The sequence below is a fragment of the Piscinibacter sp. HJYY11 genome, assembly GCF_016735515.1.
GTDB lineage: Bacteria > Pseudomonadota > Gammaproteobacteria > Burkholderiales > Burkholderiaceae_C > Rhizobacter.
On sequence record NZ_JAERQZ010000001.1, the window covers coordinates 2,679,832 to 2,706,048 of the forward strand.

26 protein-coding genes and 1 pseudogene are annotated in these 26,217 nt (G+C 69.4%); 10 read left to right on the forward strand and 17 right to left on the reverse strand.

Annotation, left to right across the window (positions count from 1 at the left end; translation table 11 throughout):
* Positions 1 to 42: 42 nt before the first annotated feature.
* Complete coding sequence (gene ruvB / locus JI745_RS12355; protein ID WP_201806712.1) at positions 43 to 1,110, forward strand: Holliday junction branch migration DNA helicase RuvB; 1,068 nt, start codon at positions 43 to 45, stop codon at positions 1,108 to 1,110.
* Here the strand turns inward: ruvB and JI745_RS12360 are convergent.
* Positions 1,107 to 2,045: a tripartite tricarboxylate transporter substrate binding protein gene (locus JI745_RS12360; RefSeq protein WP_201806713.1), complete on the reverse strand. Its 939-nt coding sequence runs from the start codon at positions 2,043 to 2,045 to the stop codon at positions 1,107 to 1,109. The genes ruvB and JI745_RS12360 overlap by 4 nt on opposite strands.
* Before the next feature lie 6 nt (positions 2,046 to 2,051).
* On the reverse strand, positions 2,052 to 2,963 hold the full coding sequence (locus tag JI745_RS12365; protein WP_201806716.1) for a LysR family transcriptional regulator: 912 nt from the start codon (positions 2,961 to 2,963) through the stop codon (positions 2,052 to 2,054).
* A 180-nt stretch (positions 2,964 to 3,143) separates the two neighbouring features.
* Here JI745_RS12365 and JI745_RS12370 point away from each other — a divergent pair, with 180 nt between their 5' ends.
* A complete protein-coding gene (locus tag JI745_RS12370) occupies positions 3,144 to 4,232 on the forward strand; it encodes a porin (protein ID WP_201806719.1) in 1,089 nt (362 codons plus the stop codon).
* A 12-nt stretch (positions 4,233 to 4,244) separates the two neighbouring features.
* On the forward strand, positions 4,245 to 5,561 hold the full coding sequence (locus tag JI745_RS12375; RefSeq protein ID WP_201806722.1) for a hypothetical protein: 1,317 nt from the start codon (positions 4,245 to 4,247) through the stop codon (positions 5,559 to 5,561).
* Between the two features lie 10 nt (positions 5,562 to 5,571).
* Here JI745_RS12375 and JI745_RS12380 read toward each other — a convergent pair whose 3' ends face one another.
* Together JI745_RS12380 and JI745_RS12385 are read right to left on the reverse strand one after the other, a co-directional pair.
* On the reverse strand, positions 5,572 to 5,976 hold the full coding sequence (locus JI745_RS12380) for a hypothetical protein (RefSeq protein ID WP_201806725.1): 405 nt from the start codon (positions 5,974 to 5,976) through the stop codon (positions 5,572 to 5,574).
* Between the two features lie 88 nt (positions 5,977 to 6,064).
* Positions 6,065 to 6,385, reverse strand: coding sequence for a hypothetical protein (locus JI745_RS12385; RefSeq protein ID WP_201806728.1), 321 nt, complete (start codon positions 6,383 to 6,385; stop codon positions 6,065 to 6,067).
* Positions 6,386 to 6,464: 79 nt separating this feature from the next.
* On the opposite strand from JI745_RS12385, the gene JI745_RS12390 reads away from it, so the two are divergent.
* From JI745_RS12390 to JI745_RS12405, 4 genes are all read left to right on the forward strand, one after another.
* Positions 6,465 to 7,028 (forward strand): DNA-3-methyladenine glycosylase, encoded by a 564-nt coding sequence (locus tag JI745_RS12390; RefSeq protein ID WP_201812522.1) that lies wholly within the window; start codon positions 6,465 to 6,467, stop codon positions 7,026 to 7,028.
* Positions 6,977 to 7,900: a YihY/virulence factor BrkB family protein gene (locus tag JI745_RS12395; protein ID WP_201806731.1), complete on the forward strand. Its 924-nt coding sequence runs from the start codon at positions 6,977 to 6,979 to the stop codon at positions 7,898 to 7,900. The genes JI745_RS12390 and JI745_RS12395 overlap by 52 nt, the downstream gene beginning before the upstream one ends.
* A 55-nt stretch (positions 7,901 to 7,955) precedes the next feature.
* On the forward strand, positions 7,956 to 9,338 hold the full coding sequence (locus tag JI745_RS12400; RefSeq protein WP_201806734.1) for an alpha/beta fold hydrolase: 1,383 nt from the start codon (positions 7,956 to 7,958) through the stop codon (positions 9,336 to 9,338).
* Between the two features lie 111 nt (positions 9,339 to 9,449).
* Positions 9,450 to 9,665 carry a hypothetical protein gene (locus JI745_RS12405; RefSeq protein WP_201806737.1) on the forward strand — a complete coding sequence of 72 codons (216 nt, stop codon included), beginning with the start codon at positions 9,450 to 9,452 and terminating at the stop codon, positions 9,663 to 9,665.
* 24 nt (positions 9,666 to 9,689) lie between these two features.
* Here the strand turns inward: JI745_RS12405 and JI745_RS12410 are convergent, their stop codons facing one another.
* The 6 genes and pseudogenes from JI745_RS12410 to JI745_RS12435 form a co-directional block, all read right to left on the reverse strand.
* Complete coding sequence (locus JI745_RS12410; RefSeq protein WP_201806740.1) at positions 9,690 to 9,839, reverse strand: hypothetical protein; 150 nt, start codon at positions 9,837 to 9,839, stop codon at positions 9,690 to 9,692.
* Positions 9,840 to 9,973: 134 nt separating this feature from the next.
* Positions 9,974 to 10,951, reverse strand: a pseudogene (locus JI745_RS12415) (sterol desaturase family protein); the annotation flags it as partial.
* A 78-nt stretch (positions 10,952 to 11,029) separates the two neighbouring features.
* Positions 11,030 to 11,692: a histidine phosphatase family protein gene (locus JI745_RS12420; protein WP_201806746.1), complete on the reverse strand. Its 663-nt coding sequence runs from the start codon at positions 11,690 to 11,692 to the stop codon at positions 11,030 to 11,032.
* Positions 11,692 to 12,321: a YbhB/YbcL family Raf kinase inhibitor-like protein gene (locus JI745_RS12425; protein ID WP_201806748.1), complete on the reverse strand. Its 630-nt coding sequence runs from the start codon at positions 12,319 to 12,321 to the stop codon at positions 11,692 to 11,694. Before JI745_RS12425 ends, JI745_RS12420 begins: the two co-directional genes overlap by 1 nt.
* Before the next feature lie 4 nt (positions 12,322 to 12,325).
* Complete coding sequence (locus JI745_RS12430; RefSeq protein WP_201806750.1) at positions 12,326 to 12,640, reverse strand: DUF1840 domain-containing protein; 315 nt, start codon at positions 12,638 to 12,640, stop codon at positions 12,326 to 12,328.
* Positions 12,637 to 13,887 carry a class I SAM-dependent methyltransferase gene (locus tag JI745_RS12435; RefSeq protein WP_201806764.1) on the reverse strand — a complete coding sequence of 417 codons (1,251 nt, stop codon included), beginning with the start codon at positions 13,885 to 13,887 and terminating at the stop codon, positions 12,637 to 12,639. Before JI745_RS12435 ends, JI745_RS12430 begins: the two co-directional genes overlap by 4 nt.
* Positions 13,888 to 13,967: 80 nt before the next feature.
* Between JI745_RS12435 and JI745_RS12440 the strand changes: the two genes are divergently transcribed.
* Positions 13,968 to 14,804, forward strand: a complete 837-nt coding sequence (locus JI745_RS12440; RefSeq protein ID WP_201806767.1) for a fumarylacetoacetate hydrolase family protein — start codon at positions 13,968 to 13,970, stop codon at positions 14,802 to 14,804.
* On the opposite strand, the gene JI745_RS26775 is transcribed toward JI745_RS12440, so the two are convergent.
* From JI745_RS26775 to JI745_RS12455, 3 genes are all read right to left on the reverse strand, one after another.
* Positions 14,805 to 16,907 carry a bifunctional diguanylate cyclase/phosphodiesterase gene (locus tag JI745_RS26775; RefSeq protein WP_201806771.1) on the reverse strand — a complete coding sequence of 701 codons (2,103 nt, stop codon included), beginning with the start codon at positions 16,905 to 16,907 and terminating at the stop codon, positions 14,805 to 14,807. It lies immediately after the preceding gene.
* A complete protein-coding gene (locus JI745_RS12450) occupies positions 16,904 to 18,214 on the reverse strand; it encodes an HD-GYP domain-containing protein (protein ID WP_201806774.1) in 1,311 nt (436 codons plus the stop codon). The genes JI745_RS26775 and JI745_RS12450 overlap by 4 nt, the downstream gene beginning before the upstream one ends.
* Positions 18,215 to 18,429: 215 nt before the next feature.
* Complete coding sequence (locus JI745_RS12455) at positions 18,430 to 18,870, reverse strand: Lrp/AsnC family transcriptional regulator (RefSeq protein ID WP_201806777.1); 441 nt, start codon at positions 18,868 to 18,870, stop codon at positions 18,430 to 18,432.
* 120 nt (positions 18,871 to 18,990) lie between these two features.
* Between JI745_RS12455 and JI745_RS12460 the strand changes: the two genes are divergently transcribed.
* Both JI745_RS12460 and pcaF read left to right on the forward strand, forming a co-directional pair.
* Positions 18,991 to 20,115: a saccharopine dehydrogenase family protein gene (locus JI745_RS12460; protein ID WP_201806780.1), complete on the forward strand. Its 1,125-nt coding sequence runs from the start codon at positions 18,991 to 18,993 to the stop codon at positions 20,113 to 20,115.
* 396 nt (positions 20,116 to 20,511) lie between these two features.
* Complete coding sequence (gene pcaF / locus JI745_RS12465) at positions 20,512 to 21,714, forward strand: 3-oxoadipyl-CoA thiolase (protein WP_201806783.1); 1,203 nt, start codon at positions 20,512 to 20,514, stop codon at positions 21,712 to 21,714.
* Positions 21,715 to 21,762: 48 nt separating this feature from the next.
* Here the strand turns inward: pcaF and JI745_RS12470 are convergent, their stop codons facing one another.
* Genes JI745_RS12470 through JI745_RS12485 form a run of 4 tightly spaced genes read right to left on the reverse strand, consistent with a single transcriptional unit; the run spans position 21,763 to position 26,198 of the window.
* Positions 21,763 to 22,851: a chemotaxis response regulator protein-glutamate methylesterase gene (locus JI745_RS12470; RefSeq protein ID WP_201806786.1), complete on the reverse strand. Its 1,089-nt coding sequence runs from the start codon at positions 22,849 to 22,851 to the stop codon at positions 21,763 to 21,765.
* Positions 22,848 to 23,357, reverse strand: coding sequence for a chemotaxis protein CheD (locus JI745_RS12475; RefSeq protein WP_201806788.1), 510 nt, complete (start codon positions 23,355 to 23,357; stop codon positions 22,848 to 22,850). Before JI745_RS12475 ends, JI745_RS12470 begins: the two co-directional genes overlap by 4 nt.
* Positions 23,357 to 24,154 (reverse strand): protein-glutamate O-methyltransferase CheR, encoded by a 798-nt coding sequence (locus tag JI745_RS12480; protein ID WP_201806790.1) that lies wholly within the window; start codon positions 24,152 to 24,154, stop codon positions 23,357 to 23,359. The genes JI745_RS12475 and JI745_RS12480 overlap by 1 nt, the downstream gene beginning before the upstream one ends.
* A 22-nt stretch (positions 24,155 to 24,176) precedes the next feature.
* The gene (locus tag JI745_RS12485) at positions 24,177 to 26,198 is read right to left on the reverse strand and encodes a methyl-accepting chemotaxis protein (protein WP_201806792.1); all 2,022 of its coding nucleotides are present in this window, start codon (positions 26,196 to 26,198) and stop codon (positions 24,177 to 24,179) included.
* Positions 26,199 to 26,217 lie beyond the last annotated feature (19 nt).

Genomic DNA, 26,217 nt, shown 5'->3' on the forward strand with positions numbered 1-26,217 from the left:
CCGTCAGGCCCTGCCACCGGGCCGCGCTGCACAATGCGCGACATGAGCATCCAGACCGATGATTTCGCCGACGATCTCACACCCCGCCGGCGGGTCGTGAGCGCCGCACCCGCCTCGCCCAACGAAGAGGCGATCGAGCGTGCGTTGCGCCCCAAGGGCCTGGCCGAGTACGTGGGCCAGGCCAAGGCACGCGAGCAGCTCGAGATCTTCATCGGCGCGGCCAAGAAGCGAAAGGAAGCGCTCGACCACGTGCTGCTCTTCGGCCCGCCCGGCCTCGGCAAGACCACGCTCTCGCACATCATCGCCAATGAGCTCGGCGTGAACCTGCGCCAGACCTCCGGCCCCGTGCTCGAGAAGCCCAAGGACCTGGCCGCCATCCTCACCAACCTCGAGAAGAACGACGTGCTCTTCATCGACGAGATCCACCGCCTGAGCCCGGTGGTCGAGGAGATCCTCTACCCCGCGCTGGAGGACTACCAGATCGACATCATGATCGGCGAAGGCCCCGCCGCCCGCTCGATCAAGCTCGACCTGCAGCCCTTCACGCTGGTCGGTGCGACCACGCGCGCGGGCATGTTGACCAACCCGCTGCGCGACCGCTTCGGCATCGTGGCGCGGCTGGAGTTCTACAGCTCGGAAGAACTCGCGCGCATCGTGCACCGCTCGGCCGGCCTGCTCGACGTGGCAGCCGACACCGAAGGCGCCTTCGAGATCGCCCGCCGTTCGCGTGGCACGCCCCGCATCGCCAATCGCCTGCTGCGCCGCGTGCGCGACTACGCCGACGTGAAGGGCGACGGCCGCATCACGAAAGCCATTGCCGACAAGGCGCTCGCCATGCTCGACGTCGACCCGCAAGGCTTCGACGTGATGGACCGCAAGCTGCTCGAGGCGGTGATCCACCGCTTCGATGGCGGGCCGGTCGGCCTCGACAACGTGGCGGCCGCGATCGGCGAAGAGTCCGGCACCATCGAAGACGTGATCGAGCCGTATCTCATCCAGCAGGGTTTCCTGCAGCGCACGCCGCGCGGGCGGGTGGCCACGCTGGCCGCCTTCCGGCACCTCGGCGTCGCGCCGCCCAAGAGCGCGGGCGACCTCTTCGACGGCGCCTAGCGGAAGCAGCGCGCCGCGAGCCCCATCTCGGCGCAGATCGCCGCTTCGAAGTCGCCGACGCTGCTGCCGGCCACGATGTCGTTGTGGCCTGCACGCAGCCGCGACTGCAGGGCCGGGGACTGCAAAGCACGGTTCACCTGCGCATTCAAGCTGCGCCGCAGTGCACGTGGCGTGCCACCCGGCGCAAAGAGCCCGAAGCGCGACACGAGGTTCGCCTTGGGCACGCCCAGCTCGGCCAATGTCGGCACCTGCGGCAAGGCCGGCAGTCGCTGCGGCGCGCCCACCGCCAGCGCCTTCAGGCGCCGCTGCGCCACATGCTGCAGCTGCGCCGCCGCCACGTTGGTCGACATCAACTCGAACTGCCCGCCCAGCGCATCGACCAGGCTCTGGCCGCCGCCCTTGTACGGGATGTGCACGATCTCCAGGCCCAGCGTCGTCGCCACGCCGTCGAGCACACGGTGGCCGGTCGTGCCCACGCCCGTCGTCGCCCAGCGCAGCGCAGCCGGCTTCGCACGCGCGAGCGCCACCATCTGCGCGAAGCTCTCCGCTTCGAGCGCCGCAGTGCCGGCGACGAGCGTGGCGGTGTTCATCACCGCCGCCACCGGGGCGATGTCGCGCAGCGGGTCGTAGCGCACCAGGCCCTGGCGCGGCAGGGCGGTGAGCGGCGACAAGGCCGAGAACACGAGCAGCCGGCCATCCCCGGGTGCACGCGCCAGCATCTCCATCGCGATGCCGCCGCCGCCGCCCGGCCGGTTCTCCACCAGCACCGTCTCGCCGCGCTCGGCGGCGAGGCGCTCGGCCAGCAGGCGCGCGATCTCGTCGCTCACGCCGCCGGTCGGGTAGGCGACCACGATGCGCAGCGGTGCTTCGGCGTGCACCCGCCCGGCCACGAGCGCCGCGCCGGCCGCCAGAAGTCGCCGACGGTTCAGGTGCACGGCATCTCAGGCCGCCTGCGCGAGCCGGTGCGCGAGGCGCACGAAGGTGGCGGTCACGCCGGTCGTGTCGTCTTCCCGGTAGACCAGCGTGAGCGGCGCCTCCAGCCCGGCGCTCGAGGCCAGCGGCCGATACGCCACCGTGCTGGCTGGTGCGCGCTGCATCGACGCCGGCACCACCGACAGGCCCACGCCGCCGGCGACGAGGCTCAGGCTCGTCGTCATGCGCTCCACTTCGTCGACCACCCGCGGTCGCACGTCGGCCTGGGCGCACTTGTCGAGCAGATCGGCGTAGAGGCCGGGCGCACCGGGCCGCCGCACGAGGATCATGTTCTGCTCGTGCAGGTCTTCGAGGCGGATCGCATGGCGGCCGGTGGGCCGGCGCGCGGCAAGAGGATGGTCGACGGGCAGCGCGACCACGGTCGGCTCGCGCGCCAGCGTCTCGAACACGAGACCGGCTGGGCGCGACACCACCGCGCGGATGATCCCGCAGTGCAGCTTTGACGAGGCGACCGCTTCGGTGACGCCGGCCGCGTTGGCCTCGCTCAGCGCCATCTCGATCGCCGGGTGCTCCAGCCGCAAGGTGCGGATCACGCTGGAGGTCAGCGCGTGCACTGCGGCCGAGGTCGTCACGCCCAGGTGCAGCACGCCGCGCACGCCGGCGGTGATCTTCGCCACACGCTGCGCCATGGCGTCGAAGGCCTCGAGCGCACGCCGTGCCTCGCACAGCACCTCATGGCCCACCGGCGTGAGCGACACACCCTTGGGGTGGCGCACGAAGAGCGTCACGCCGAGCTGGCGCTCCAGCGCCTTGATCTGCTGGCTGAGCGGCGGCTGCTGCATGCCGAGCACGGCGGCCGCGCGTGTGAGGTGGCCGGTGTCGGCGACGGTCACGAAGTAGCGGAGCTGCCGGATGTCCATGGCCGAGTCTAGGCACGGGCTGCCGGCGCGGCATCTGAGGTTTCCACATGGACACGCCATATGAAAAACGTATGGAGTCGGCCCTCGTAACGTCTTTGACCCTGCGCCAGCCCGTCCCTAAGGTGCCGCCCGGACCTGTCGCCATGACCGGCCCTCACGACAACGACACCTGGAGACGCCATGCTTTCGCTTCGCCCCGCCGCCTTCTCGGCCACCACGGCCGCCACCTTCGCCCTCTTTGCCCTGCAAACCCCGTCAACGGCCCAGGCCCAGGTCACCGTCTTCGGCGTGCTCGACCTCGCGGTCAACCTCACGCGGGCCGATGGCGCCTCGTCGATCTGGAAGCTCGAAGGCGACGGCAACACCTCCAGCCGCCTCGGCTTCCGCGGGGCTGAAGACCTCGGCGGCGGCTGGAAGGCCAACTTCTGGATCGAGAGCGCGATCAACCCCGACGTGGGCACCAGCGGCGCCACCAGCACCAACAACAAGGACTCGGTGAACACCGGCGGCCTGACCTGGGGGCGCCGCTCCACCGTGGGCGTGTCGGGCCCGATCGGCGAGCTGCGCCTGGGCCGCGACTACGTGCCGAGCTTTTCCAACCTCACCACCTCGATGCACCCCTTCGGCACCAACGGCGTGGGCAGCTCGGGCCACCTCTTCTACCCCGTCAACACCGGCGGCACCACGGTGCGCACCAACGTGCGCGCAAGCAACTCCCTCGGCTACCACCTGCCCGACAACGCCCTCGGCCTCTACGGCAACCTGATGGTGGCCACCGGCGAGCAGGCGCCCGACACCGCCACCGAGAAGGACGGCAACCACCTCGGCGTGCGCCTCGGCTGGCGCGGCGGCCCGGTCAACTTGGCCGTCGCCCGCGGCAAGACGAACTACGCCACCGGGAACTATGTGCAGACGAACGCCGGCGTCAACGTGAAGCTCGGGCCCGCGAAGCTGATGACGCTCTGGGGCGAGAACAAGGTCGGCGTCACCTCCACCCGCATCTGGATGCTCGGCACCCAGCTCGCCGTGGGTGCCAACGGCGAGGTGCGGCTGGCGTATTCGCAGCTCAAGGCCCGCGGCGTGGCCAACGACGCCGCGCACCTCGCGCTTGGCTACGTGCACGACCTCTCCAAGCGCACCTCCCTCTACGCCACCGTGGCCCGCATCGACAACAAGGGCAGCGGCACCCGCTTCAACCCCGGCACCGCCACCACGCAGGCGGGCGGCAATGCCGATGGGGCCGAGGTCGGCCTGAAGCACTCGTTCTGAAGGAGAGGCCCCATGCTGCGACTCCTCGTCCTCACGTCTGCGCTGCTGCTCACCGCCTGCGCGCAGACACCGCCCTCGTCCGCCGAAGCCGCACCGCAGGCCACCGCCTGCCCGGCCGAGCTGCCCACCACCACCCGCTGCCTCGGCGGCCAGGACAGCGCAGGCGCCTTCTACCTGATCGCGATGCCCGCCGACTGGAACGGCCACCTCGTCGTGCACGCACACGGCGGCCCCTTCCTCGGCGCGGCCACCGCCAAGCGCATCGAAGAAGACCTCAAGCGCTGGGCCATCGTGCCGCGCGCCGGCTACGCCTGGGCCGGCTCGAGCTTCCGCCAGGGCGGCGTGGCCGTGCGCGCCGCGGCCGAAGACACCGAGCGGGTGCGCCAGATCTTCGTGCGCCACGTGGCGAAGCCGAAGCTCACGCTGCTGCACGGGCAGTCGTGGGGCGCGGGCGTGGCCGCCAAGGGCGCCGAGACCTACACCGCCGGCAAGCCGTATGACGGCGTGCTGCTCACGAGCGGCCTGCTCGCCGGCGGCTCGCGCGCCTACGACGTGCGGCTCGACCTGCGCGTGGTCTACCAGTACCTCTGCCGCAACCACCCGCGCGCCGACGAGCCGCAGTACCCGCTGTGGATGGGGCTGCCCGAGGGCTCCACGCTCACGAGCGCCGAACTCGCGCGCCGTGCCGACGAGTGCCTGGGCCTGGCGAAGCCGGCCGCGCAGCGCACGCCCGAGCAGGCGCGGCGGCTGAAGACCATCGTCGACGTGCTGCGCATCGCCGAACGTTCGGTGCAGGGCCACCTGAACTGGGGCACCATCCACTTCCAGGACATCGCGCGCCGCAGCGGCGGCAAGAGCGTGTTCGGCAACATCGACGCGCGCTACACCGGCTCGCCCGACGACGTCGCGCTCAATGCGGGCGTGGCCCGCTACGCCGCCGACCCGGCCGCGCTCGCCCGCTTCAGCGACGACACCGACCCGACGGGACGCATTCCCGTGCCGGTGCTCACGGTGCACGGCATCGGCGACCCGACCGTGTTCGTGGAAGTGCAGCACACCTTCGCCGCCACCATGGCTGCCGCCGGCCGCGGCGATGCGCTGGTGCAGACCTTCACCGACGAGAGCGAACACAGCTACCTCAACGACGCGACGTATGTCGCGCTGCTGGAGTCGCTGGTGAAGTGGGTGCAAGCCGGCGCCAAGCCGACGCCGCAGCAGGTGGCCGAGGGCTGCGAGCGTGCGAGCGCGCGCTTCCCGTCGCGCTGCCGCTTCGTGCCGGGCTATGCCCCGGCACCGTTGGAAAGCCGCGTGGCCCCGCGGCGGCGCTGAGGTCGGTCGGCTACAGCAGGTCTTCGACCACCAGCCAGTGGTACTTCACGGCGCTGCGGGCGTTGTGCTGGCGGGCAATCGCCATCGCCCGCTCGGTGTGCGGGCCGTCGGGTGCGTAGACCAGCAGCCAGCCGCAGCCTTCGCAGGCGAGCTGGTGGTAGCGGCGCATCAGCGTCACCTCGTAGCCGAAGCCGGCGAGCTGGCTGGCGCCCGGCAGCATGGCGTCCATCTGCGCGCGCTCTTCGTCGGCGCTGTAGAAGAGCAGGTCTTCCTCGTCGAAGCCGCCATCGCGCAAGGCCTGCCGCGCCTGCTGGGCCGTGGCGTCGTCGGGGAAGGCCAGCAGCACGTGCCCGACGGGGTTGTAGGTGCCGAGCGACTGCGGCCGATCGGCCTTGGTCATGCGCTTGATCGCCATGGGAAGCTCCTGCGTGGACAAGATGCTTCAAACATAGGCGGCCGCTCCGCCATTTCCAAACCGCATCCACCCGAAGCGGTGGGGGTCGTCAGTCGCCCCAGCGCGTGACGAGGCCGTACCAGCACACCGCGGTGACGAGGTTCATCGGCATGGTGAGCACGCTCGGCACGTAGAAGACCGCCGACAGGCGCGGGCTCGCGAGCACCAGCTCGCAGAACGAGGCCAGCACGAAGAGCAACCCGCCCAGCACCAGCCAGCGCCGCATGTAGGTCGGCAACCAGCGCGCCTGTGCGCGGTTGTGGCGAATCGCTGCGGCGCGCGCAAAGACGTCGCCCCGGCTCGCGTCAAAGAAGAGCCAGCCGTAGAAAAGATACCGGTACAGCAGGGAACGAAAAGGCAGGTACTGCATGGGCGCCCTCCGACCGTCTTTCGATCGGCCGCCGCGGGGCGGGTTCCGGCCTGATTCTTGCCCCACGGTGTTCACCATCATGCACCGGATCGCCGCCATCGACTTCTCTGCCGCGTCCGTCGAAGTGGCACGCGCGCTGATCGGCACGCTGCTGCTGGTCGACGGCGTGGGCGGGCGCATCGTGGAGACCGAGGCCTACGACGCCGACGACCCGGCCTCGCACAGCTACAGCGGGCCGACCGCGCGCAACGCCACGATGTTCGGCCCGCCGGGTCATGCCTACGTGTACCGCTCGTACGGCCTGCACTGGTGCCTGAACTTCGTGTGCCGCGAGGCGGGCCACGGCGCCGGTGTGCTGATCCGCGCGCTGGAGCCCACCGCCGGCCTCGACACCATGCGGGCCCGCCGAGGGCTGCCCGACCCGAAGCTGCTGTGCGCCGGCCCCGGCCGCGTGGGGCAAGCACTCGGCATCACCCGCGCCCACGACGGGCTGCCGCTCGACCACCCCCCCTTCGAACTGCAGCCCTCGCCGGCCGCGCCGGAGGTGCTGGTGGGCGTGCGCATCGGCATCTCCAAAGCCAAGGAGGCACCATGGCGCTTCGGCCTGATGGGGTCGCGCTTCGTGAGCCGGCGCTTCGCATGACGGTGTGGCGCCGACTCGCCCACGCCGTGCTGGCCGCGCCGGGCCTGGGCGTCGTCGCCCTCGCAGTCCGCAACTACGTGCTGCACCAGAGCGCCAACCAGGCCGGCAGCATGGCCTTCTCGTCGGTGCTCGCGATGTTTCCGCTCTTGCTGCTGCTGTCGGCCGCCGCGGGTTTTGCCGGCCAGCCGGGCGATGCGGCCGCGCTGGCAGGCCGCGTGATGGAGTACGCGCCGCCGATCGTGCGCGATGCCCTGCAGCCGGTCATCGACGAAGTGCTCGCCCAGCGCAGCCAGGCCCTGCTCGCCATCGGCCTGGTCGTCACGCTGTGGACGGCCTCCTCGGGCATGCAGGCCGTGCGCACCGCGCTGAACCGCGCCTACGGCATCGAGCGCGGCATGCCGTTCTGGAAGGCGCGCATCAAGGTCACGCTGTTCACGGTGATCGTGGGCAGCGGGGTGCTCGCCGCGTTCAGCTCGGTCATCGTGATGCCCTATGTGTGGCAGCTGCTGGAGCGCAGCGCCGGTGCCGGGCAGGTCACGCTGTGGATGGAAGCCAGCGTGCGCTACGGGCTCGCCTTCGGGGTGCTGACCCTGCTCTATGCGCTGCTGTACGGCTGGCTGCCCGACGTCCAGCAGCGCCTGCGCACCGTGCTGCCCGGTGCGGTGATGGGTGCGGCGCTGTGGGTGGCGGCGGCGGCCAGCCTGTCGTACACGCTGCGCACCGCCGGCAAGCTGGCGCTCGTCTATGGCAGCTTCGCAGGCGTGGTGGCCACGCTGGTGTTCCTGTACATCAGCGCGACGACGCTGATCTTCGGCGCGGAAGTCAACGCCGTGCTGCGCGAGAAGCTGCAGCCTGCGCGCCCGGAGCCTTGACGCCGGCGTCGGTGTGTCCGTGCTAGAAACGGGCACACACAAAGGAGACACCCACATGAACATCATCCGCCGAGGGCTGCTGCTGGCCATGGTCGCCAGCAGCGCATGGCTCGCCGCCTGCACCCACGCGCCCGAACGCAGCGCCGCCGCCCATCCGCCGATCGTCTTCGTGCACGGCAATGGCGACACGGCAGCGCTGTGGACGACCACCCTGTGGCGATTCGAGTCGAACGGCTGGCCGCGCGACCGGCTGCATGCGATCGACCTGCCGTATCCGCTCGCGCGCGACACCGACAGCAAGCCGCAGGAAGGCCGCACCTCCACCACCGAGCACATGCAGTACCTGTCGGCCGAGGTCGAGAAGGTGCTCAAGGCCACGGGGGCGAGCCAGGTGGTGCTGGTGGGGAACTCGCGCGGCGGCAATGCCATCCGCAACTACATCGCCAACGGTGGCGGTGCGGCCAAGGTGTCGCACGCGATCCTCGGCGGCACGCCCAACCATGGCGTGCGGGCCGACCTCGACAACAACCCCGGCAACGAGTTCAACGGTGCCGGGCCCTTCCTGAGCGGCCTCAACCAGCCCAAGGGCCCGAACGGCGACGAAGTCACGCCCGGCGTGAAGTGGATGACGGTGCGCTCCGACAACAACGACCTGTACGCCCAGCCCGATGGCGCATTCCTCGGCGCCAGGGGCAAGCCAACCCACGTGACCTTCGACGGCCCGGCCTTGAAGGGGGCCGAGAACGTGGTGATCCCCGGCATCGACCACCGCGAAACCTCGTACAGCCCGCAGGCCTTCGCGCAGGCCTACCGTTTCATCACCGGCAAGCCGCCGGCGACGCTCGCCGTCGTGCCCGAGGCCGCGGTGCTGCTGGACGGCAAGGTGACCGGCCGAGGGCTGAACAATGTGCAGGGCAACTTCTCCACCAACCTGCCGCTGGCGGGGGCCACGGTGGAGGTCTACGCCACCGATGCCCAGACCGGCGAGCGCCGTGGCGCCGCCGTGCACCGCAAGACCGTCGGCGCGGATGGCCGCTGGGGGCCGTTCACGGCCAATGCCCAGGCGCGCTACGAGTTCGTGATCACCGCCCCCGGCTACGCCGTGACGCACATCTACCGCTCTCCCTTCCCACGCTCATCCAGCGTGGTGAACCTGCGCCCCGACCGCATCGCCGATGCCGACAAGGACGCCAAGGCGCTGGTCACGCTCGTCCGCCCGCGCGGCTACTTCGGCGTGCCGCGCGACCAGATCAGCCTCGACGGCAAGAGCCCGCCCGCCGGCATTCCGCCGGGGGTGGCGCACGTGGCCGCAGCCAGGCTGAAGGTGGCCGACGCGGCCGGCCGCACGGTGGTGGGCGAGTTCAACGGCGAACGCATCGCCGGCATCGCCTGGCCGCTGGCCGAGAACCATGTGGTGCTGCTGGAGCTGCACCAGTAGCAACGGGCGGCAGGTAGGAATGAGCCCACGCGAGGTCAGCGCCTCGCGCGACTGACAACGCGCGGGCGCGTGGCGAAGATGAGGCATCGTCACCGCCACGAGGAGCACGCCATGCGCAACCCCTGGCTCGCCAAGAACCCGTTCATGAGTGCCTGGCTGAGCGCGGCCAACCGGGCCGCCGGCACGGCGCGTGGTCACGCCACGGCCGCTGCCAAGCGTGAAGTCGCGTCAGTGCAAACCGCTGCGACGCAGCAGATCATCGATTTCTGGACGGGCAAGTCGTTCGTGACCCCGTCGCCGCCGCGCAAACGCAAGAAGAAGCGTTGAGCTGGCGCTGCGGTGGCGCAGGCCTCAGGCCGCTGCCGGCGCCGGGGTGGGGAACAGCACGCGCGACGGCTGGGTGCCGTCGGCCTTGCGGCGCTTGCGGCCGCTGGCCGTCTTGCGGACTTGCTTGGCAGAAATGGTTTTCTTGCCGATGCGCTTCTTCTTTGCGAGTGCCATGTCGATCCTTTCGGGTAAAGAAGCAGAGGATAACAACCTCACGCCCGCTGCCGCTCGCTGATCCAGCCGACGACGCAGAGCCCGAGCACGACACCGGCCGCACCGGCCAGTTGCTGCGGCAGGCTCAGGGTGTGGGCATTCCACAGCAGCACCGAGGTGGCGCCCAGCAGGGCGACAAAGAGGCCGGCCGACAGCCACTGCGCGCGGCTTGACATTGGCGGGTCGTAGCGCTGCACCTTGGCGATGTCGAACGCGGGCTTGGGAAAGCGCGCCGCCACGTCGGCCGGCCGCCAGCCGGGGTGCTTGAACCACACCCGCAGCTTGTCGCCCCAGTTCCTCGCGTGCCACGAGTCCTTGAAGAGCTCCCCGTAGTACTGCAGGTTGGCCCACACCGGATTCCAGCTGCGCAGCGGGCCGCGCGTGCCGTAGACGATGGGCTCACGGTCGTCTTCTTCGATGAAGCTGCCGAAGAGCCGGTCCCAGAGGATGAGGATGCCGCCGTAGTTCTTGTCGAGGTAGCGGTCGTTCACCGCATGGTGCACACGGTGGTTGCTGGGTGCGCAGAACCAGCGGTCGAACCAGCCGAGCTTGCCGATGTGCTGCGTGTGCACCCAGTACTGGTAGAGCAGGTCGATGAGCGCAACCACGGCGAAGACGAGCGGCGGGAAGCCGAGCACCGCCATCGGCAGGTAGAAGAGCCAGCCGCCGACCCAGCCGCTGCCCGTTTGCCGCAGCGCCGTCGACAGGTTGTAGTCCTCGCTCTGGTGGTGCACCACGTGTGCGGCCCAGAAGAGCGCCACCGTGTGGCCGAGGCGGTGGTGCCAGTAGTAGCAGAAGTCGTACAGCACCAGGCCGACCACCCACACCCACCCGTCGCTGGCCGACAGCTTCCACAGCGAGGCGTGCTCGAACACGAGCGCATACAGCCACACCGTGAAGAGCGCGGCGAAGAGGTTGACGAGCTGGCTGATGATGCCCAGGCCGATGCTGTTCATCGCATCGTTGAGCCGGTAGGTGTTGCGGCCGCGCTTGAGGCCGATGAGGAACTCGATGCCGATCATCAACAGGAAGACCGGCGTGGCGAGGACGATCACTTGCGAAGGGGTGAGCATCCCGCCATGGTGGGCCGCCCGCCCCGCGTGCTGCAAGCGGGGCATCCCCGGCTTGCGGCGCTCGGCCTGCCCTCGTGCTTACGCCGCGTGGCCGACGCGGTCGTTGCTCTCGTCGAGCGAGCCCTGGTCGAGGTGCGAGGTGTCGCTCCAGCCCACGAGCGAGAAGCCTTGCGGCGTGTAGAGCAGGCGGTTGATGCTGGCGTTGCCGAGCTGCCAGGAGCGCGCGGCCTGCAGGTCGAGGCGCGAGGCGGCGCGGTAGAGGCAGTCCATCACGCCGCCGTGGGCCACGATGGCGATGGTCTGTCCCGGGTGGGCGGCGGCGAGGCGCGCCGCGGTGTTCACGCAGCGGTCGTAGAACACCCGCAGCGACTCGCCCACGCCGCCGGGGCTGAAGTCGATCTCGCGCTTGCGCCAGCGCATCGACTCCTCGGGCCAGCGCGTCTCGATCTCCCGGTAGGTGTGGCCTTCGAAGCTGCCGAAGCCCCGCTCGCGCAGGCCCTTGTCGGCCGTGATCGGCAGGCCGGTGGCCCGGGCGATGGCCTGCGCGGTCTGGTGCGCGCGCTGCAGGTCGCTCGCATAGATCGCGTGCAGGCCTTCGTCGGCCACCGCGGCGGCCAGGCGGCCGGCCTGCCAGTGGCCGGTGTCGTTCAAGGGGATGTCGAGCTGGCCCTGGATGCGGGTGTCGACGTTCCAGGCAGTCTCGCCGTGACGGATGGCGAGCACCCGGGTGACGTGGTTCATCAAGCGAGAAACTTCTTGTTCAAGGTGTAGAGGCCGACGTAGGACGCACGGGCCAGCACGTGGGGGGCGATGGCCTCGCGCAGCTGGGCGCCGGTGAAGGCACCCTCGACCGCGACCTTCGGCACCGACAGCGCATACAGCGTGAAGACGTACTGGTGCAGCAGCGCGTCGTTGAAGGGCGGGAAACAGCCGTCGTAGCCGAAGTACTGGCCGGCCATCGCCGGGTCGCCGGCGAACCAGCCGGTGTAGTCGTTGAGGCCGTGCCGTGCGCCGTGCAGGGTGGCCGGGCCCGGCTTGCCTTTCGGCGTCAGGCCGCCGCTGCTGAACTCGCCTTCCCGGATCTCGCGCAGGCTCGCCGGCAGGTCGGTGAGCACCCAGTGGAAGAAGTCGGTGCGCGGCAAATCGCTCGGCACCTCGCGGTCGGGCTTGTTGACGTCGTCGCCCTTGCTGGGCACGTCGCCGTCATGGCAGATCAGTGCGAACGACTGGGTGCCGGCGGGCACCTCGCTCCACGCGAACTGCGGGTTCACGTTGTCGGACATCGTGGGCCCCTCCGCCCCGGGCTTGCCGGCGGCATAGCGGGTGGGGATGAAGGCCCCGTTCTTCCAGCTGGTGCTCGTGAGCTTCATGCGATCAGACTCCCCACACGATGTTTTCGTTGGCCGCATGGGCCCGCTTCATCATCTCGACCAGCGGCCACGCGCGCTGACGCAGCGAGATGCCGTCGCCCTTGCCGGGCTTCGCGTCGTCGTCCTCGGCGGCTTCCTTGCGGGCCGCGTCTTCCGCGGCGATGGCGGCTTCGAGCGCCTTCATCGCGGCCGGCATCTGCGCCGGCTCGATGATGCCCTTGGCCGACGGCTCCTTGCCGATCAGGCGCAGCACCTGGTCGCCGCTCGGGCCCATCATGATCACGTCACCGGCAGCCTTCGACTTGAACTTGTAGATCATCGGTAGATGTACTCGCGGTTGAACGGGAACCGCGATTGTGCGCCTCGCATGTTGCCCGTCGTCATGTCGTGGTCAGGACGGGTGGCCAGCATCTGCTGCAGCGAGATCCAGCCCTGCTCGAAGCTCATGGCGCAGCCGGCCAGGTAGAGCCGGTAGGCCCGCACCACGCTTTCGCGCGTGAGGTCGCGCGCCTTCACGAGCTGAGACTCGAGCCGGTCGCTCCAGGCCCACAGCGTGCGGGCGTAGTGCGGTCGCAGGTTCTCCATGTCGACCGGCTCCAGCCCGGCCTCGCTCATCACCTTGAGCACGTGTGACAGGTGCATCAGCTCCCCGCCCGGGAAGATGTAGCGCTCGATGAACTCGCCCATGCCGGCGCCGAGCTGGTGGTTGCGCGTGCCGCCGGCGGTGATGCCGTGGTTCATCAGCAAGCCGCCCGGTTTGAGCAGGCGGCGCACCTGGTGGAAGTAGACCGGCAGGTTGGCATGGCCCACGTGTTCGAACATGCCGACCGAGGCGATGCTGTCGTAGGGCTCACCCTCCGGCAGGTCGCGGTAGTCGCAGAGGTTCATCGTCACCCGCCCGCGCAGGCCTCGTTCGTCGATCAGCCGGTTGACGTGGGCGTGCTGGTTCTTCGAGAGCGTGATGCCGTCGGCGCGCACGCCGTAGTGCTCGGCCGCCCACAGCAGCAGGCCGCCCCAGCCGGCGCCGATGTCGAGGAAGCGCTCGCCCTCGCGCAGCATCAGCTTCCGGCAGATGTGGTCGAGCTTGGCGGCCTGCGCGCCGTCGAGCGTCATCGCGGGGTCTTTCCAGTAGGCACAGGAGTAGACGCGCCGCTCGTCGAGCCACAGCGCATAGAACTCGTCGGACACGTCGTAGTGGAACTGCACCTGCTGCGCATCCGCATCGAGCTGGTGCCGCACGCGCGACTTCACGGTGCGCATGAGGTTGCTCCACCAGGTGAGCGGCCGCGCCGCGTCGCCGGCCAGCGGGGCGTCGCCCACCAGCACGGCGGCCACCTCCATCAGGTCGCGCATGCTGCCGTCGATGTCGAGCCGGCCCTCGACGTAGGCCTCGGCCACGTGGCCGATCTGGCCGGTGGCGAGGTGGGCCAGGGGTGCCAGCTCGTGCAGCCTCAGGGTGACCGCGGGGTCGGCACTGCCGAGGCGCCGCCCGCCCGGCAGCACCACCGCCAGCGGCACGCCCTGGGGTGCCAGACGTTGTTCAAGGGCTCGTTCGATCGCTTGCATCGTTCGTCACCTCGCTCGGCCTGACGCAATGGTATGAAAATCGCATCGCCAGCACCCACCGCAATCCTGACGGGAACGCCATGAAATGGTTTCGCTTTGGCCCGGAAGGGCATGAACGCATCGGGGCCTTGGACGCCTCCGGGCAGTTGAGGGACCTGTCGGCCGATGTGCCCGACCTGCACCTGCCCAGCCTCGGGCTCGACGGGCTCAGGCGCCTGTCGAAGCTGAAGCCCGAGGCCTACCCGCTGGTGCCGGGCAAGCCGCGCCTGGGCGTGCCCTACACCGGCATCAGCAAGTTCGTCGCCATCGGACTCAACTACGCCGACCACGCGGCCGAAGCCGGCCTGCCCCTGCCGAAGGAGCCCATCGTCTTCCTGAAGGCGACCACCTGCATCAGCGGCCCCGACGACCCGGTGCTGCTGCCGCCCGGCAGCGTGAAGACCGACTGGGAGGTCGAGCTCGGCGTGGTGATCGGCCGCACGGCACGCCACGTGAGCGAAGGCGAAGCCCTGTCGTACGTGGCCGGCTACAGCGTGGTGAACGACGTGTCGGAGCGCGAATACCAGATCGAGCGCGGCGGCACCTGGGACAAGGGCAAGGGCTGCGACACCTTCGGCCCCATCGGTCCCTACCTCGTGACGTCCGACGAGGTGCCCGACCCGCAGGCGCTCGACCTGTGGCTGGACGTGAACGACGTGCGCCGCCAGAGCGGCAGCACCGCCACCATGATCTTCGGCGTGGCCCAGATCGTGAGCTACGTGAGCCGCTTCATGACGCTCCTGCCCGGCGACATCATCTGCACCGGCACGCCGCCCGGGGTGGGCATGGGCATGAAGCCGCCGCGCTTCCTGAAACCTGGCGACGTGATGAGGCTCGGCATCACCGGCCTGGGCGAGCAGCGGCAGGTGGTGAAGTAGCTACTTCTTGATGAGCCGCACCGGCGCCTTGGTCGCCGCCGGTGCCGCGGCCACGCCCACCCGCGCCTCGAACGAGGCCCCGTCGAGCGCGGGCGCATAAAGGTAACCCTGGAACTCGTCGCAGCCGGCGTCGAGCAGGAACTGCCGCTGCGGCTCGGTCTCCACGCCTTCGGCGATCACCGTGAGGTTCATCGCGCGGCCGAGCTGGACGATGGCGTTGACCAGGGCCTGGTCGCTGGTGTCGCCCGGCAGGTGGCTCACGAAGCTGCGGTCGATCTTGAGCCGGTGGATGGGGAAGCGCTTCAGGTAGCCGAGGCTCGAGTAGCCGGTGCCGAAGTCGTCGATCGCGAGGCCCACGCCCAGTTCATGCAGCGCCTGCAGGCGGTGCAGCGCGTCTTCCGCGTCGCGGATCAGGATGCTCTCGGTGAGCTCCAGCTCCAGCAGCTCGGGCGGCAGGCCAGCCGCGGTGAGCTCGTGCTGCACGCGCCCGATGAAGTCGGGCTGCTGGAACTGCAGCGCCGACACGTTGATCGACACCGGCATCACGATGCCGCGCGCACGCCACGCGGCCGCCTGGCGCACGGCCTGCGACAGCACCCAGTCGCCGATCGGGATGATGAAGCCGCTCTCCTCGGCCACGGGGATGAACTCGCCCGGCGACACCTCGCCCAGCACCGGGTCGCGCCAGCGGATCAGCGCCTCGGCCCCGATCACCGCGCCCGTCTTCAGGTCGACCTGCGGCTGGAAATGCAGGCGGAAGAGCCCGCTCACCAGTGCCTGGCGCATGGCGTGGTCCATCTGCATGCGCGAGTGGCGGCTGCCCTCGGTCTGGGCCTGGTGGAAGCGGAAGCTCGCGCGGCCCGAGTCCTTGGCGCGCTGCATGGCCGACGCGGCACCGCGCATCAGCGCGTCGAGGGTGTTGCCGTCGGCCGGGCAGAGCGCCACGCCGATGCTGCAGGTGACGGTGAAGCTGTCGCCGCCCTCGGTCGTGAACGGCCGGCCCATGGCGTCGATCAGGCGGCGTGCGGTAGCTTCGGCGCCGGCGGAGTCGGCCTGGTGGGCGAGCAGCACGAACTCGTCGCCGCCCAGGCGCGCCACCGTGTCGACGTTGCGCAGGCAGGACCTGATGCGCTCGGTCACCTCCAGCAGCACCCGGTCGCCGGCGCTCATGCCCAGCGTGTCGTTGACGTGCTTGAAGCGGTCGAGGTTGAGCACCATCAGCGCGAAGGGCTGGCCGTTGCGCTGCGCCATCGCAAGCGCGAACTCCACGCGGTCTTCGAGCAGCCGGCGGTTGGGCAGGCCGGTCAGCGCGTCGGTGTGCGAGAGCTGCTCGATGCGCGCCTGCGCGGCGAGCTGCTCGGTGACGTCGCGAAAGGAAAACACGCGCCCGATCGGCTGGCCGCGGCTGCATTGCGGCAGCGTCACGCGCTCGAGCACCTTGCCCGAGTGCAGCGTGAGCGTGTCGCTCGCCTGCAGCAAGGCGGCGTCGAGGATGGCGTTCAGGCGGCGGGTGTACTGGTCGCCATCCGTCACGCTGCGGCGCATCCAGTCCTGCACCGCGCGGTCGTCGCGCTGGGTGAGCAGCTCGTCGGGCAGGCCCCACATCGTGGCGAAGCGGCGGTTGAAGTTGCGTATCGCGCCGGAGAGATCGGTCACCAGGATGCCGTCGGCGCTCGACTCCAGCGTCGCCCGCAGCTCGGCCACGCGCGTGTCGAGCTCTTCTTCGGCGGCGCGCTGGGCGCTGAGGTCGCGCAGGGTGACGATCAGCACCTCGCTGCCGCTCATCTGGCCGATGCGGCTCACGCGCCGCGTGACCGGCACGATGCTGCCGTCGAAGCGGCGCACCACCGAGTCGGAGAGGATGGCCTCCGACAGGCCGGCGCGGGCCTCGTCCCAGAAGGCGAAGTCTTCGGCGGTGGCGCTCAGGTCGGTGGCGGCCCGGCCGCGCAGCGACCAGGCGTCAATGCCCAGCAACTGACCGGTGGCGGTGTTGGCGGCGAGGATGGTGAGGGTCTGGGCGTCGACCAGCCAGACGGGGTCGAGCAAGCCCTCGATCAGGGCCGACCAGTGTTCGAGTGCGGAAGGTTTCCCGGCGGCGCTCACGCCGCTTCCTCGAGGGGCACGACGTCGGGCTCGAAGAAATACGCGACGCGCGTGCGCGGCGACAGGTAGTCGAGCGACTCGGTCGGCAGCTGCTGCGGCTTGAGGCTGCGGCGGATGCCCAGGCGCGGCTCGTTTTCCAGGTTGAGCAGCAGCGCTTCGTCGCGCGGCACCTTGGGCTCGTGCACCATCACCCGCGGCTTGAGCGGTCGCGCCGAGTTGACCGAGACGACCATCGCGTAGCGGTCGTCGGTGAGCTGCACCACCGAGCCCGGCGGGTACACGCCCATCATCTTGATGAAGCCGCCGAGGATGGCGGTGTCGTAGCGGTTCTTGCCCTGGGCGAAGAGCAGCGACAAGGCCTCGTGCGGCGTGAGCGCGCGCGAGGGCAGGTGCGGGTTGCACATGTTGTCGTAGCGGTTGACCAGCGAGACGATGCGCGAGCCGATCGTCATGCGGTCGCTGTTGAGCTTGAGCGGGAAGCCGCTGCCATCGGCATGCTCGTGGTGCTGCGCGATCACGAGCGTGGCACCGGCGCTCAGGCCCATCTTCTTGGCGAGCGCCACGCCGTGGGCCACGTGCTCCTGGTAGAACTGGTTTTCCGCCGGCGTGAAATGCTCTTCGCGGTGGCGCACACGCTCGGGCAGCTCGATCTTGCCGATGTCGTGCAGCATCGAGCCCACGCCCACGTCCAGCATCTCGGCGGCCGAGAGGCCGAAGGTCTTGCCCATCAGCAGCGAGATCACCGCCACGTTGACGGCATGCAGCGAGGCCTTGTCGCCGGCCGCCTCGGTCAAGAGGCGGATGCACATCTCCTGCTGGCCGATCATCTTGTCGACGAAGGCCTGGGCCAGGGCTTCGGTCTGCTCGCGGGCCTCGGCCGGCCGCGTGACCACGGCGTCGGACGCGCGCTTGCAGGCGCTGGTGGCTTCGGCGAACTGCTGCTCGCAGACCCGCAGCGACTCGCGCTGTGCGGCCAGCGCGTCGCGGCGCTGGCGCCGCTCGGCGGCTTCGGGGCTCTCGGGAATCGGCTCGACGGCGGCCTCGGCCGGCACCGTGTCGTGCAGCGACGCGTCATCCGCCGCGTGCGGATGCGTCAGGCTCGCGACCGCCGCGGGGTCGCTCTTGTCGGGGCTCCAGCGCACGCGTTGCTTGCCGAGCGAGCGGATGGTGGCGATCTGGGCCGACGAACCGATCTTGAAGCTGCTCAGCGGAAACGGATGCGACATCCATCCTCCATCGAGATGCACAAACATCCCGATCCGCAGCTGGGCCACGTCGATCAGTGTGGGTGTAGGTACTTCTTTCATGCCGGTAGCCTGGTGGGCTCCGTGTATGTCTTTGCTTATGCGACCTTTTCGGTCGCCAGCTCCCTGAACTTGAACCGATTATGTTCAGCGCGCCGTGGGCCGCACCTGCTAGTTCTGACAGTGCTGCAGTGCCACACGCGACGTGTGTGCGGTATTGCGCAGAGTGCATTCGTGCCCTACGTGGGATTGCGGATGCCCACCCTCTTCAAGTTGGCCTAACGCTCGATCCGTGTCGACAACACGATGGCGGAGGTCGTGCGCTCCACACCGTCGAGCGCGCCGATGCGGTCGATCAGCGCGTCGAGTTCGCCGATCGAGTGCGCCGCGACGACCGCGATCAGGTCGAACGGCCCGCTGACCGAGTGCAGCACCCGCACCTCGGCGATGCGGCGCAGCGCCTGCTCGATGGCCGCGCTCTGCCGCGGCGCCACGGTAATGAAGATGTGAGCGCGCACCAGCGCTGCCTCGGCCGCGTCGGGCACCACCACCGTGTAGCCGACGACCACCCTTTGACGCTCCAGCCGCTCGATGCGGCTCTGCACCGTGGTGCGCGAGAGCTTCAGCGCGCGCGCCAGCTCGGCCACTGGCGTGCGGGCGTTCTCGCGCAAGAGGGCGAGCAGGGCACGGTCGGTCGCGTCGAGGGGGGCATTGGACATAAGTGGGTGATTCGGCTCGTCAGATTGCCGAACTATGGCCTCTGGATCGTCAGAACACCAGCTGCAGATTGCGCGCAGGCTGCCGAAAATCCAGGCACGTCCATCGCACAGGAGCCCGCCATGTCCAGCCCCCATTCCATCCTCGTCATCGGTGGCGGCAAGATCGGCTCGGTGGTCGCCGCGCTGCTGGCCCAGGCCACCGGCGCGCTGCGTTACCAGGTGACGGTGGCCGACCGCTCGGCCGAGCAGCTGGCCGAGCTGAAACGCGAGAACCCGGCGGCTGCGATCGAGACGCTGGTGCTCGACGTGCACGACCCGGCCCAGCTGCGCACCGCCTTGCACGGCAAGTTCGCCGTGCTCAGCGCCGCGCCCTACCACCTGACGGTGAAGGTGGCCGAAGCCGCCCGTGCGGCCGGCGTGCACTACCTCGACCTGACCGAAGACGTGGCCAGCACCCGCCGCATCCGCGAGCTGGCCGAAGGCGCGACGAGTGCGCTCATCCCGCAATGCGGCCTGGCGCCGGGTTTCATCTCCATCGTGGCGGCCGACCTCGCCCGCCGCTTCGACAGCCTCGACAGCGTGCGCATGCGCGTCGGCGCCCTGCCCGCCTACCCGAGCAACGCGCTGAACTACAACCTGACGTGGAGCACCGAGGGCGTCATCAACGAATACTGCGAGCCCTGCGAGGCCATCGTCGACGGCCGCATCACGAGCGTGCCGGCGCTGGAAGAGCGCGAGGAGTTCTCGCTCGACGGCGTGCTCTACGAAGCCTTCAACACCTCGGGCGGCCTGGGCACGCTGTGCGAGTCGCTCGCCGGCCGCGTGCGCACGCTCAACTACCGCACCATCCGCTACCCCGGCCACGCCGCCATCATGAAGGCGCTGCTGCACGACCTGCGGCTGAAGGACCGGCGCGAGGTGCTGAAGGACATCCTCGAGAACGCCCTGCCCGCCACGCTGCAGGACGTGGTGATCGTCTTCGTGACGGTGAGCGGCATGAAGGACGGCCACCTGCAGCAGGAAACCTACGCCCGCAAGATCTACAGCCAGGTGCTGGGCGGGCGGCTGCGCAGCGCCATCCAGGTGACGACTGCGAGCAGCTTGTGCGCGATGCTCGATCTGCTGGCCGAGGGCCACCTGCCGGCATCGGGGTTCGTGCGGCAGGAGGATCTGTCCTTGGCTTCCTTCCTGGCGAATCGGTTCGGGCGGGTATATGGGGCGCAGGAGTTGGCTCGGGCGGCTTGATTTGCGGCTTTCGGCTTTCGGCGGCACCAAGGGGATGGGGTGGGTGAATTCCTCCGTGTCCCCCGCCCCGTCACCACTCCCGTGGTGACGGGGCTCCTCCTTTACCTGCGGAATTCACCCACCCCATCCCCTTGGTGCGAAAGGCCGTGGCATGCGGAGCCTCGGCAAGGCAGTGCGCTTCGCCAAGAGGGCTTGGGGCAAGCGGATTCCGCAGGTAAAGGAGGAGCCGCTGAACACGGGAGTGTTCAGCGGCGGGGGACACGGAGGAATCCGCTTGCCCCAAGCCCTCTTCGCCGCCGAAAGCCATACAACGGTTCTGCACAGCGGGCCAAGTGACAACAAGCACCCCACGATAATTTCGCGATCCGTTCAATGCTTTCCGCCGAGGAGAAATACATGACCCAAGCCTTCATCTGCGACTACGCGCGCACCGCCTTCGGCCGCTACGGCGGCGCGCTCTCGTCGGTGCGCACCGATGACCTCGGCGCCATCCCGCTGAAGGCCCTGATGGAGCGCAATGCCAAGGTCGACTGGGCCGCGGTGGCCGACGTGATCTACGGCTGCGCCAACCAGGCCGGCGAAGACAACCGCAACGTGGCGCGCATGTCGTCGCTGCTCGCCGGCCTGCCCCTCGAGCTGCCCGGCGCCACCATCAACCGCCTCTGCGGCTCGGGCATGGATGCGGTCGGCACCGCCGCACGCGCCATCAAGTCGGGCGAAGCACAGCTGATGCTGGCCGGCGGCGTGGAAAGCATGAGCCGCGCTCCCTTCGTCATGCCCAAGGCCGAGAGCGCCTTCTCGCGCAGCAACGCGGTCTACGACACCACCATCGGCTGGCGATTCGTCAACAAGCTGATGAAGGAGAAGTACGGCGTCGACTCCATGCCCGAGACCGCGGAAAACGTGGCCACCGATTTCAAGATCGAGCGTGACGCGCAGGACCGCATGGCGCTCGCTTCGCAGCTGAAGGCCGTGGCCGCGCAGAAGAGCGGCTTCTTCGATGCCGAGATCGTGCCCGTCACCATCCCGCAGAAGAAGGGCGACGCGATCGTCGTCAAGCAGGACGAGCACCCGCGCGAGACCTCGATCGAAGCACTGGCCAAGCTGAAGGGCGTCGTGCGCCCCGACGGCAGCGTGACCGCCGGCAACGCCTCGGGCGTGAACGACGGCGCGGTGGCCCTGCTGCTCGCCAATGACGCTGCCGCCGGCAAATACGGGCTGACGCCGCGCGCCCGCATCGTCGGCATGGCCACCGCCGGCGTCGCGCCGCGCATCATGGGCATCGGCCCCGCGCCGGCCACCCGCAAGGTGCTGGCCCTCACCGGCCTCAAGCTCGAGCAGATGGACGTGATCGAGCTCAACGAAGCCTTCGCGGCGCAGGGCCTCGCCGTGCTGCGCGACCTCGGCCTGAAGGACGACGACCCGCGCGTGAACCCGAACGGCGGCGCGATTGCGCTGGGCCACCCGCTCGGCGCGAGCGGCGCGCGCCTGGTGGGCACCGCGGTCAACCAGCTGCACAAGACCGGCGGCCGCTATGCGCTGTGCACCATGTGCATCGGGGTGGGCCAGGGCATCGCGCTGATCGTCGAGCGCGTCTGAGCCTCCGAGGCTTTCACCGGCGCCCGCCTCGTGCGGGCGTTTTCGTTTTCAGAGCAGCTGGCGCTGGATCTCGCTGCCGATGGCCGACAGCGGCACGACGCGCTCGGCCCCACCGCGCTTGATCGCTTCCTTCGGCATGCCGAAGACCACGCAGCTCTCTTCGTCCTGCGCCAGCGTGCGGCCCCCCTGGTTGCGCATCTCCAGCAGGCCCGCCGCACCGTCGTCGCCCATGCCGGTCATGATGACGCCGAGCGCGTTCGCACCCGCGCTGCGGGCGACCGAACGGAAGAGCACGTCGACCGAGGGCCGGTGACGGTTCACCAGCGGCCCGTCGACCACCTCCACGTGGTACTGCGCGCCGCTGCGCTTGAGCAGCATGTGGCGGCCACCCGGTGCGATGAGCGCGCGGCCGGGCACCACGCGGTCGTTGTTCTCGGCTTCCTTCACCGTGATCTGGCACAGCGTGTCGAGCCGCGCGGCAAACGCCGCGGTGAATTTCTCGGGCATGTGCTGCACGATCACGATGCCGGGGGACACCCGCGGCAGCGAGGTCAGCACCTCTTCGAGCGCCTGCGTGCCGCCGGTGGAAGTGCCGAGCGCCACCACCCGCTCGGTGGTCGTGGTCATCGCGCGCGTGGCCGCCGGCAGGATCGCATCGGCCGTGTGCTTCGCGGGCGCCACCACTGGCGCCGCGGCGGCCCCGGGTGCGAGGCGCCGCACGTTGGCGCGTGCGGCCGCGCGCACGGTCGCGACGAGTTCGTCCGAGGCATCCTGCAGGAACTGCTTCAGCCCGAGCTTGGGCTTGGTGACGATGGCCACCGCGCCGGCCGACATCGCCTCGAGCGTGGTCTTGGCGCCCTTCTCGGTGAGCGTGGAGCAGATCACCACCGGCGTGGGCCGCTGCGACATGATCATGCGCAGGAAGGTGATGCCGTCCATGCGCGGCATCTCCACGTCGAGCACGATCACGTCGGGCCACGATTGCTTCAGGCGCTCGATGGCGAGCACCGGGTCGGACACCGCGGCGATCACCTGCATGTCGGGCACCGCCTGCAGCAAGCCGGTCACCACCTGGCGCACCACCGCCGAGTCGTCCACCACCATCACGCGGATCGGGTCGTCGCCGGTCGTCTTCATCTGGGCTCCAGGGGCATGGGGCCTGTCTGCAGAGCGCCTTGGCGCACCCACACGTCGCCGGTGGCCACCTCGAAGATGATCTGGCGGTGGCCCACGCCGAAGAGGTTTTCGCTCGCGACCGGGATGCCGTGCTCGCGCAGCAGCTCGCGCGCCGCTTCGCCATTGCGCCGGCCCACGTTGAGCGGCGCCGCGCCATGCGACTGATCGGGAAACATGTTGCCGCCGCCGAAGATCTTGGCTTCGCAATCGGTGGGCGCGACGCCGTAGCGCGCCAGGCCGGCGATCATGAGCGACAGGGCCTCGTCGCCGTAGCGCGCGTCCAGGCCCTTGCGGCCCTGCCGGCCCCGCGCCGCCAGGAGGAAGTGCGACATCGCCCCCACCCGCAAGCCCGCATGCCACAGCACGATCGACACGCACGAGCCGAGCAGCGTGCGCATGCAGGTGCCCGCCGCGCCCACGGCAAACTCGCCGGGCTTGAGCACGATCTCCGCCACCCCGGCACCCATCACGGCTTGCGGTAGATCGACGGTGCCACCGGCAGCACGGCGCTGCTGATGTCGTTGAGGCTCTCCGAATGGCCGATCAGGAAATAGCCACCTGGCTTGAGCTGCGCCACCAGCCGTGCGACGACCTGCCGCTTGGTCTCGGCATTGAAATAGATCATCACGTTGCGCAGGAAGATCACGTCGAACGGCTGCGCATTCGGCAGCGGCTCGTTGAGGTTGATCTGGCGGAACTGCACCTTGGCGCGCAGCGAGCGCTCCACCAGCAGCGTGCCGTCCTGCTCGCCGATCCCGCGCAGGCAGAAGCGCTTGAGGTAGCCCTGCGGGATGTGGCGCGTGCGCTCGAGCGGGTAGTGCCCGAGGCGCGAGCGCTCCAGCACCCGGGTGCTGATGTCGGAGCCGATCAGCTCCCAGCCGCTCTCACCCATCACGTCGGCCAGCACCATCGCGATGCTGTAGGGCTCTTCGCCGCTGGAGCAGGCCGCGCTCCACACCCGCATCGGCTGGCCGCGGCCGCGGTGCTGCTGCGCCAGCTCGCGCAGCAGCTCGAAGTGCTTGGGCTCGCGGAAGAAGTAGGTCTCGTTGGTGGTGAGCAGGTCCACCGCGGTCTGCACTTCGCCGGCGTCGCCGCTCTTGAGGAGCTTGAAGTACTCGGAAAAGCTCTGCAGCTGGCGGGCCTGCAGCCGCTTGGCGAGGCGGCCGCTGACCAGCGCCTTCTTCCCGGGCGACAGGCTGATGCCTGCCGCGTCGTAGATGAAGCGCTGGAAGTGGCCGAACTCGGTGTCGGTGATGACATGCATGGCCGGGACGCCCGTCTCTCGATCAGTAGCGCGCGAACTGCGATTCGTCCGGCGGCAGGAGGCCGAAGCCGTTGGCCTTGCCGTGGTCGGCGCCGTTCTTGGCCTTGCGCGCCGCGGGGGCCGGGCGTGCAGTGCCGTTCGCACGCGCCTGCGGCCGTGCCAGCACCGAGCGTGTGCTGTCGACATTGCTGAGGCGGAAGAACGACATCGTCTGCTGCAGTTGCTCGGCCTGGCCGCTCATCTCTTCGGCGGTGGCGGCGAGCTCCTCCGAGCTGCTGGCGTTCTGCTGCGTGGTCTCGTTGAGCTGGTTCACGGCCGCGTTGATCTGCGACACGCCGGACGACTGCTCTTCCGACGCGGCGGTGATCTCCTGCACCAGGTCGCTCGTCTTCTTGATGTTGGGCACCATCTGGTCGAGCAGGCGCCCGGCCTTCTCGGCCAGCTCGACGCTGGAGCCGGCGACAGCGCCGATTTCCTGCGCCGCGACCTGGCTGCGTTCGGCCAGCTTGCGCACTTCGGCGGCCACCACCGCGAAACCCTTGCCGTGCTCGCCGGCACGCGCCGCTTCGATCGCGGCATTCAGCGCCAGCAGGTTGGTCTGGTAGGCGATGTCGTCGATGATGCTGATCTTCTGCGCGATCTGCTTCATCGCGCTGACCGTTGCCTTCACCGCCTCGCCGCCCTCGGCGGCCTCGGCGGCGGCCTTGGTGGCCATGCCGTCGGTGACCTTGGCGTTGTCGGTGTTCTGGGTGATCGAGGCCGTCATCTGCTCGATCGACGCGCTGGTCTCTTCCACGCCCGCCGCCTGCTCGCTGGAGGCCTGCGACAGCGACTGCGCGGTCGCGCTCACCTCTTCCGACGCACCGGCCAGCGACTCGGCGCCGGCGTTCACCTCGGCCACCACCTCCGAGAGCTTCTCGACCATCGCGTTCACATAGCGCTGCAGGTCGGCAAAGGTGCCCTGGTACTGGCCTTCCACCTTGCGGGTGAGGTCGCCCTCGGCCATGGCGCCCATCAGTGCCACCACGTCACGCACGCTGCGCAGGTTGCCGCGGGCCTGCTCGATGATCTGGTTGATGAAGACCTTCTTGCCCGGCAGCTGCGGCATCGGGGCTTCGAAGTTGCCCTTGCCGAATTCGGCCACCACGCCCATCGCGAGTTTCTTCACCGCGATGTGCGCGTTGACCATGTCGTTGACGCCCGCCGCCATGGTGCGGAAGTCGCCATCGAAACGCTGGGTGTCGATCACCACGTCGATGTCGCCCTTCTCGTGCTCGGCCGACATGCGGTTCATCTCGGCAATCAGGCCCTTCAGGTTGCCGCGCACCTTCTCGATGGTGTCGTTGATGAAGGCCTTCTTGCCCGGCAGCTGCGCGAGCGACGCCTCGAAGTTGCCCTTGCCGAACTCGGCCACCACGCCCATCGCGAGCTTCTTCACCGCGATGTGCGCGGCCACCATCTCGTTGACGCCGCGCGCCATGATGCGGAAGTCGCCGTCGAAGCGCTGGGTGTCGATGACCACGTCGATGTCGCCCTTCTCGTGCTCGGCTGACATGTGGTTCATCTCGGCGATCAGGCCCTTCAAGTTGCCGCGCACCTTCTCGATGGTGTCGTTGATGAAGGCCTTCTTGCCGGGCAACGGCGCGAGCGGCGCCTCGAAGTTGCCTTTGCCGAACTCCGCCACCACGCCCATGGCGAGCTTCTTCACCGCGATGTGGGCGTTGACCAGGTCGTTCACGCCGACCGCCATCTCGCGCAGCTCGCCAGAGTGGCGCTGCGGGTCGATGATCACGTCGATGTCGCCGCGGGCGTGCTCGGCGTGCATGCGCAGCATGTCCTCGCGCAGCGCCTGCACGTTGCGCAGGAGCTTGTTGATCGAGTCGGCCCCGGCGCGCAGCGGCGCCGGCAGCGCATGCGCGTCGAGCCGCCGGGTGAGGTCTCCCTCGGCCACGGCCGCCAGCACCCTCGTGAAATGCGCGTCGAGGGTCTCGGCGTAGGCCGCCTCTTCCTGCCGCACGCGGCTTTGCGTCTTCAGCTGCAACATCTTCTGATCTCCCTTGCTG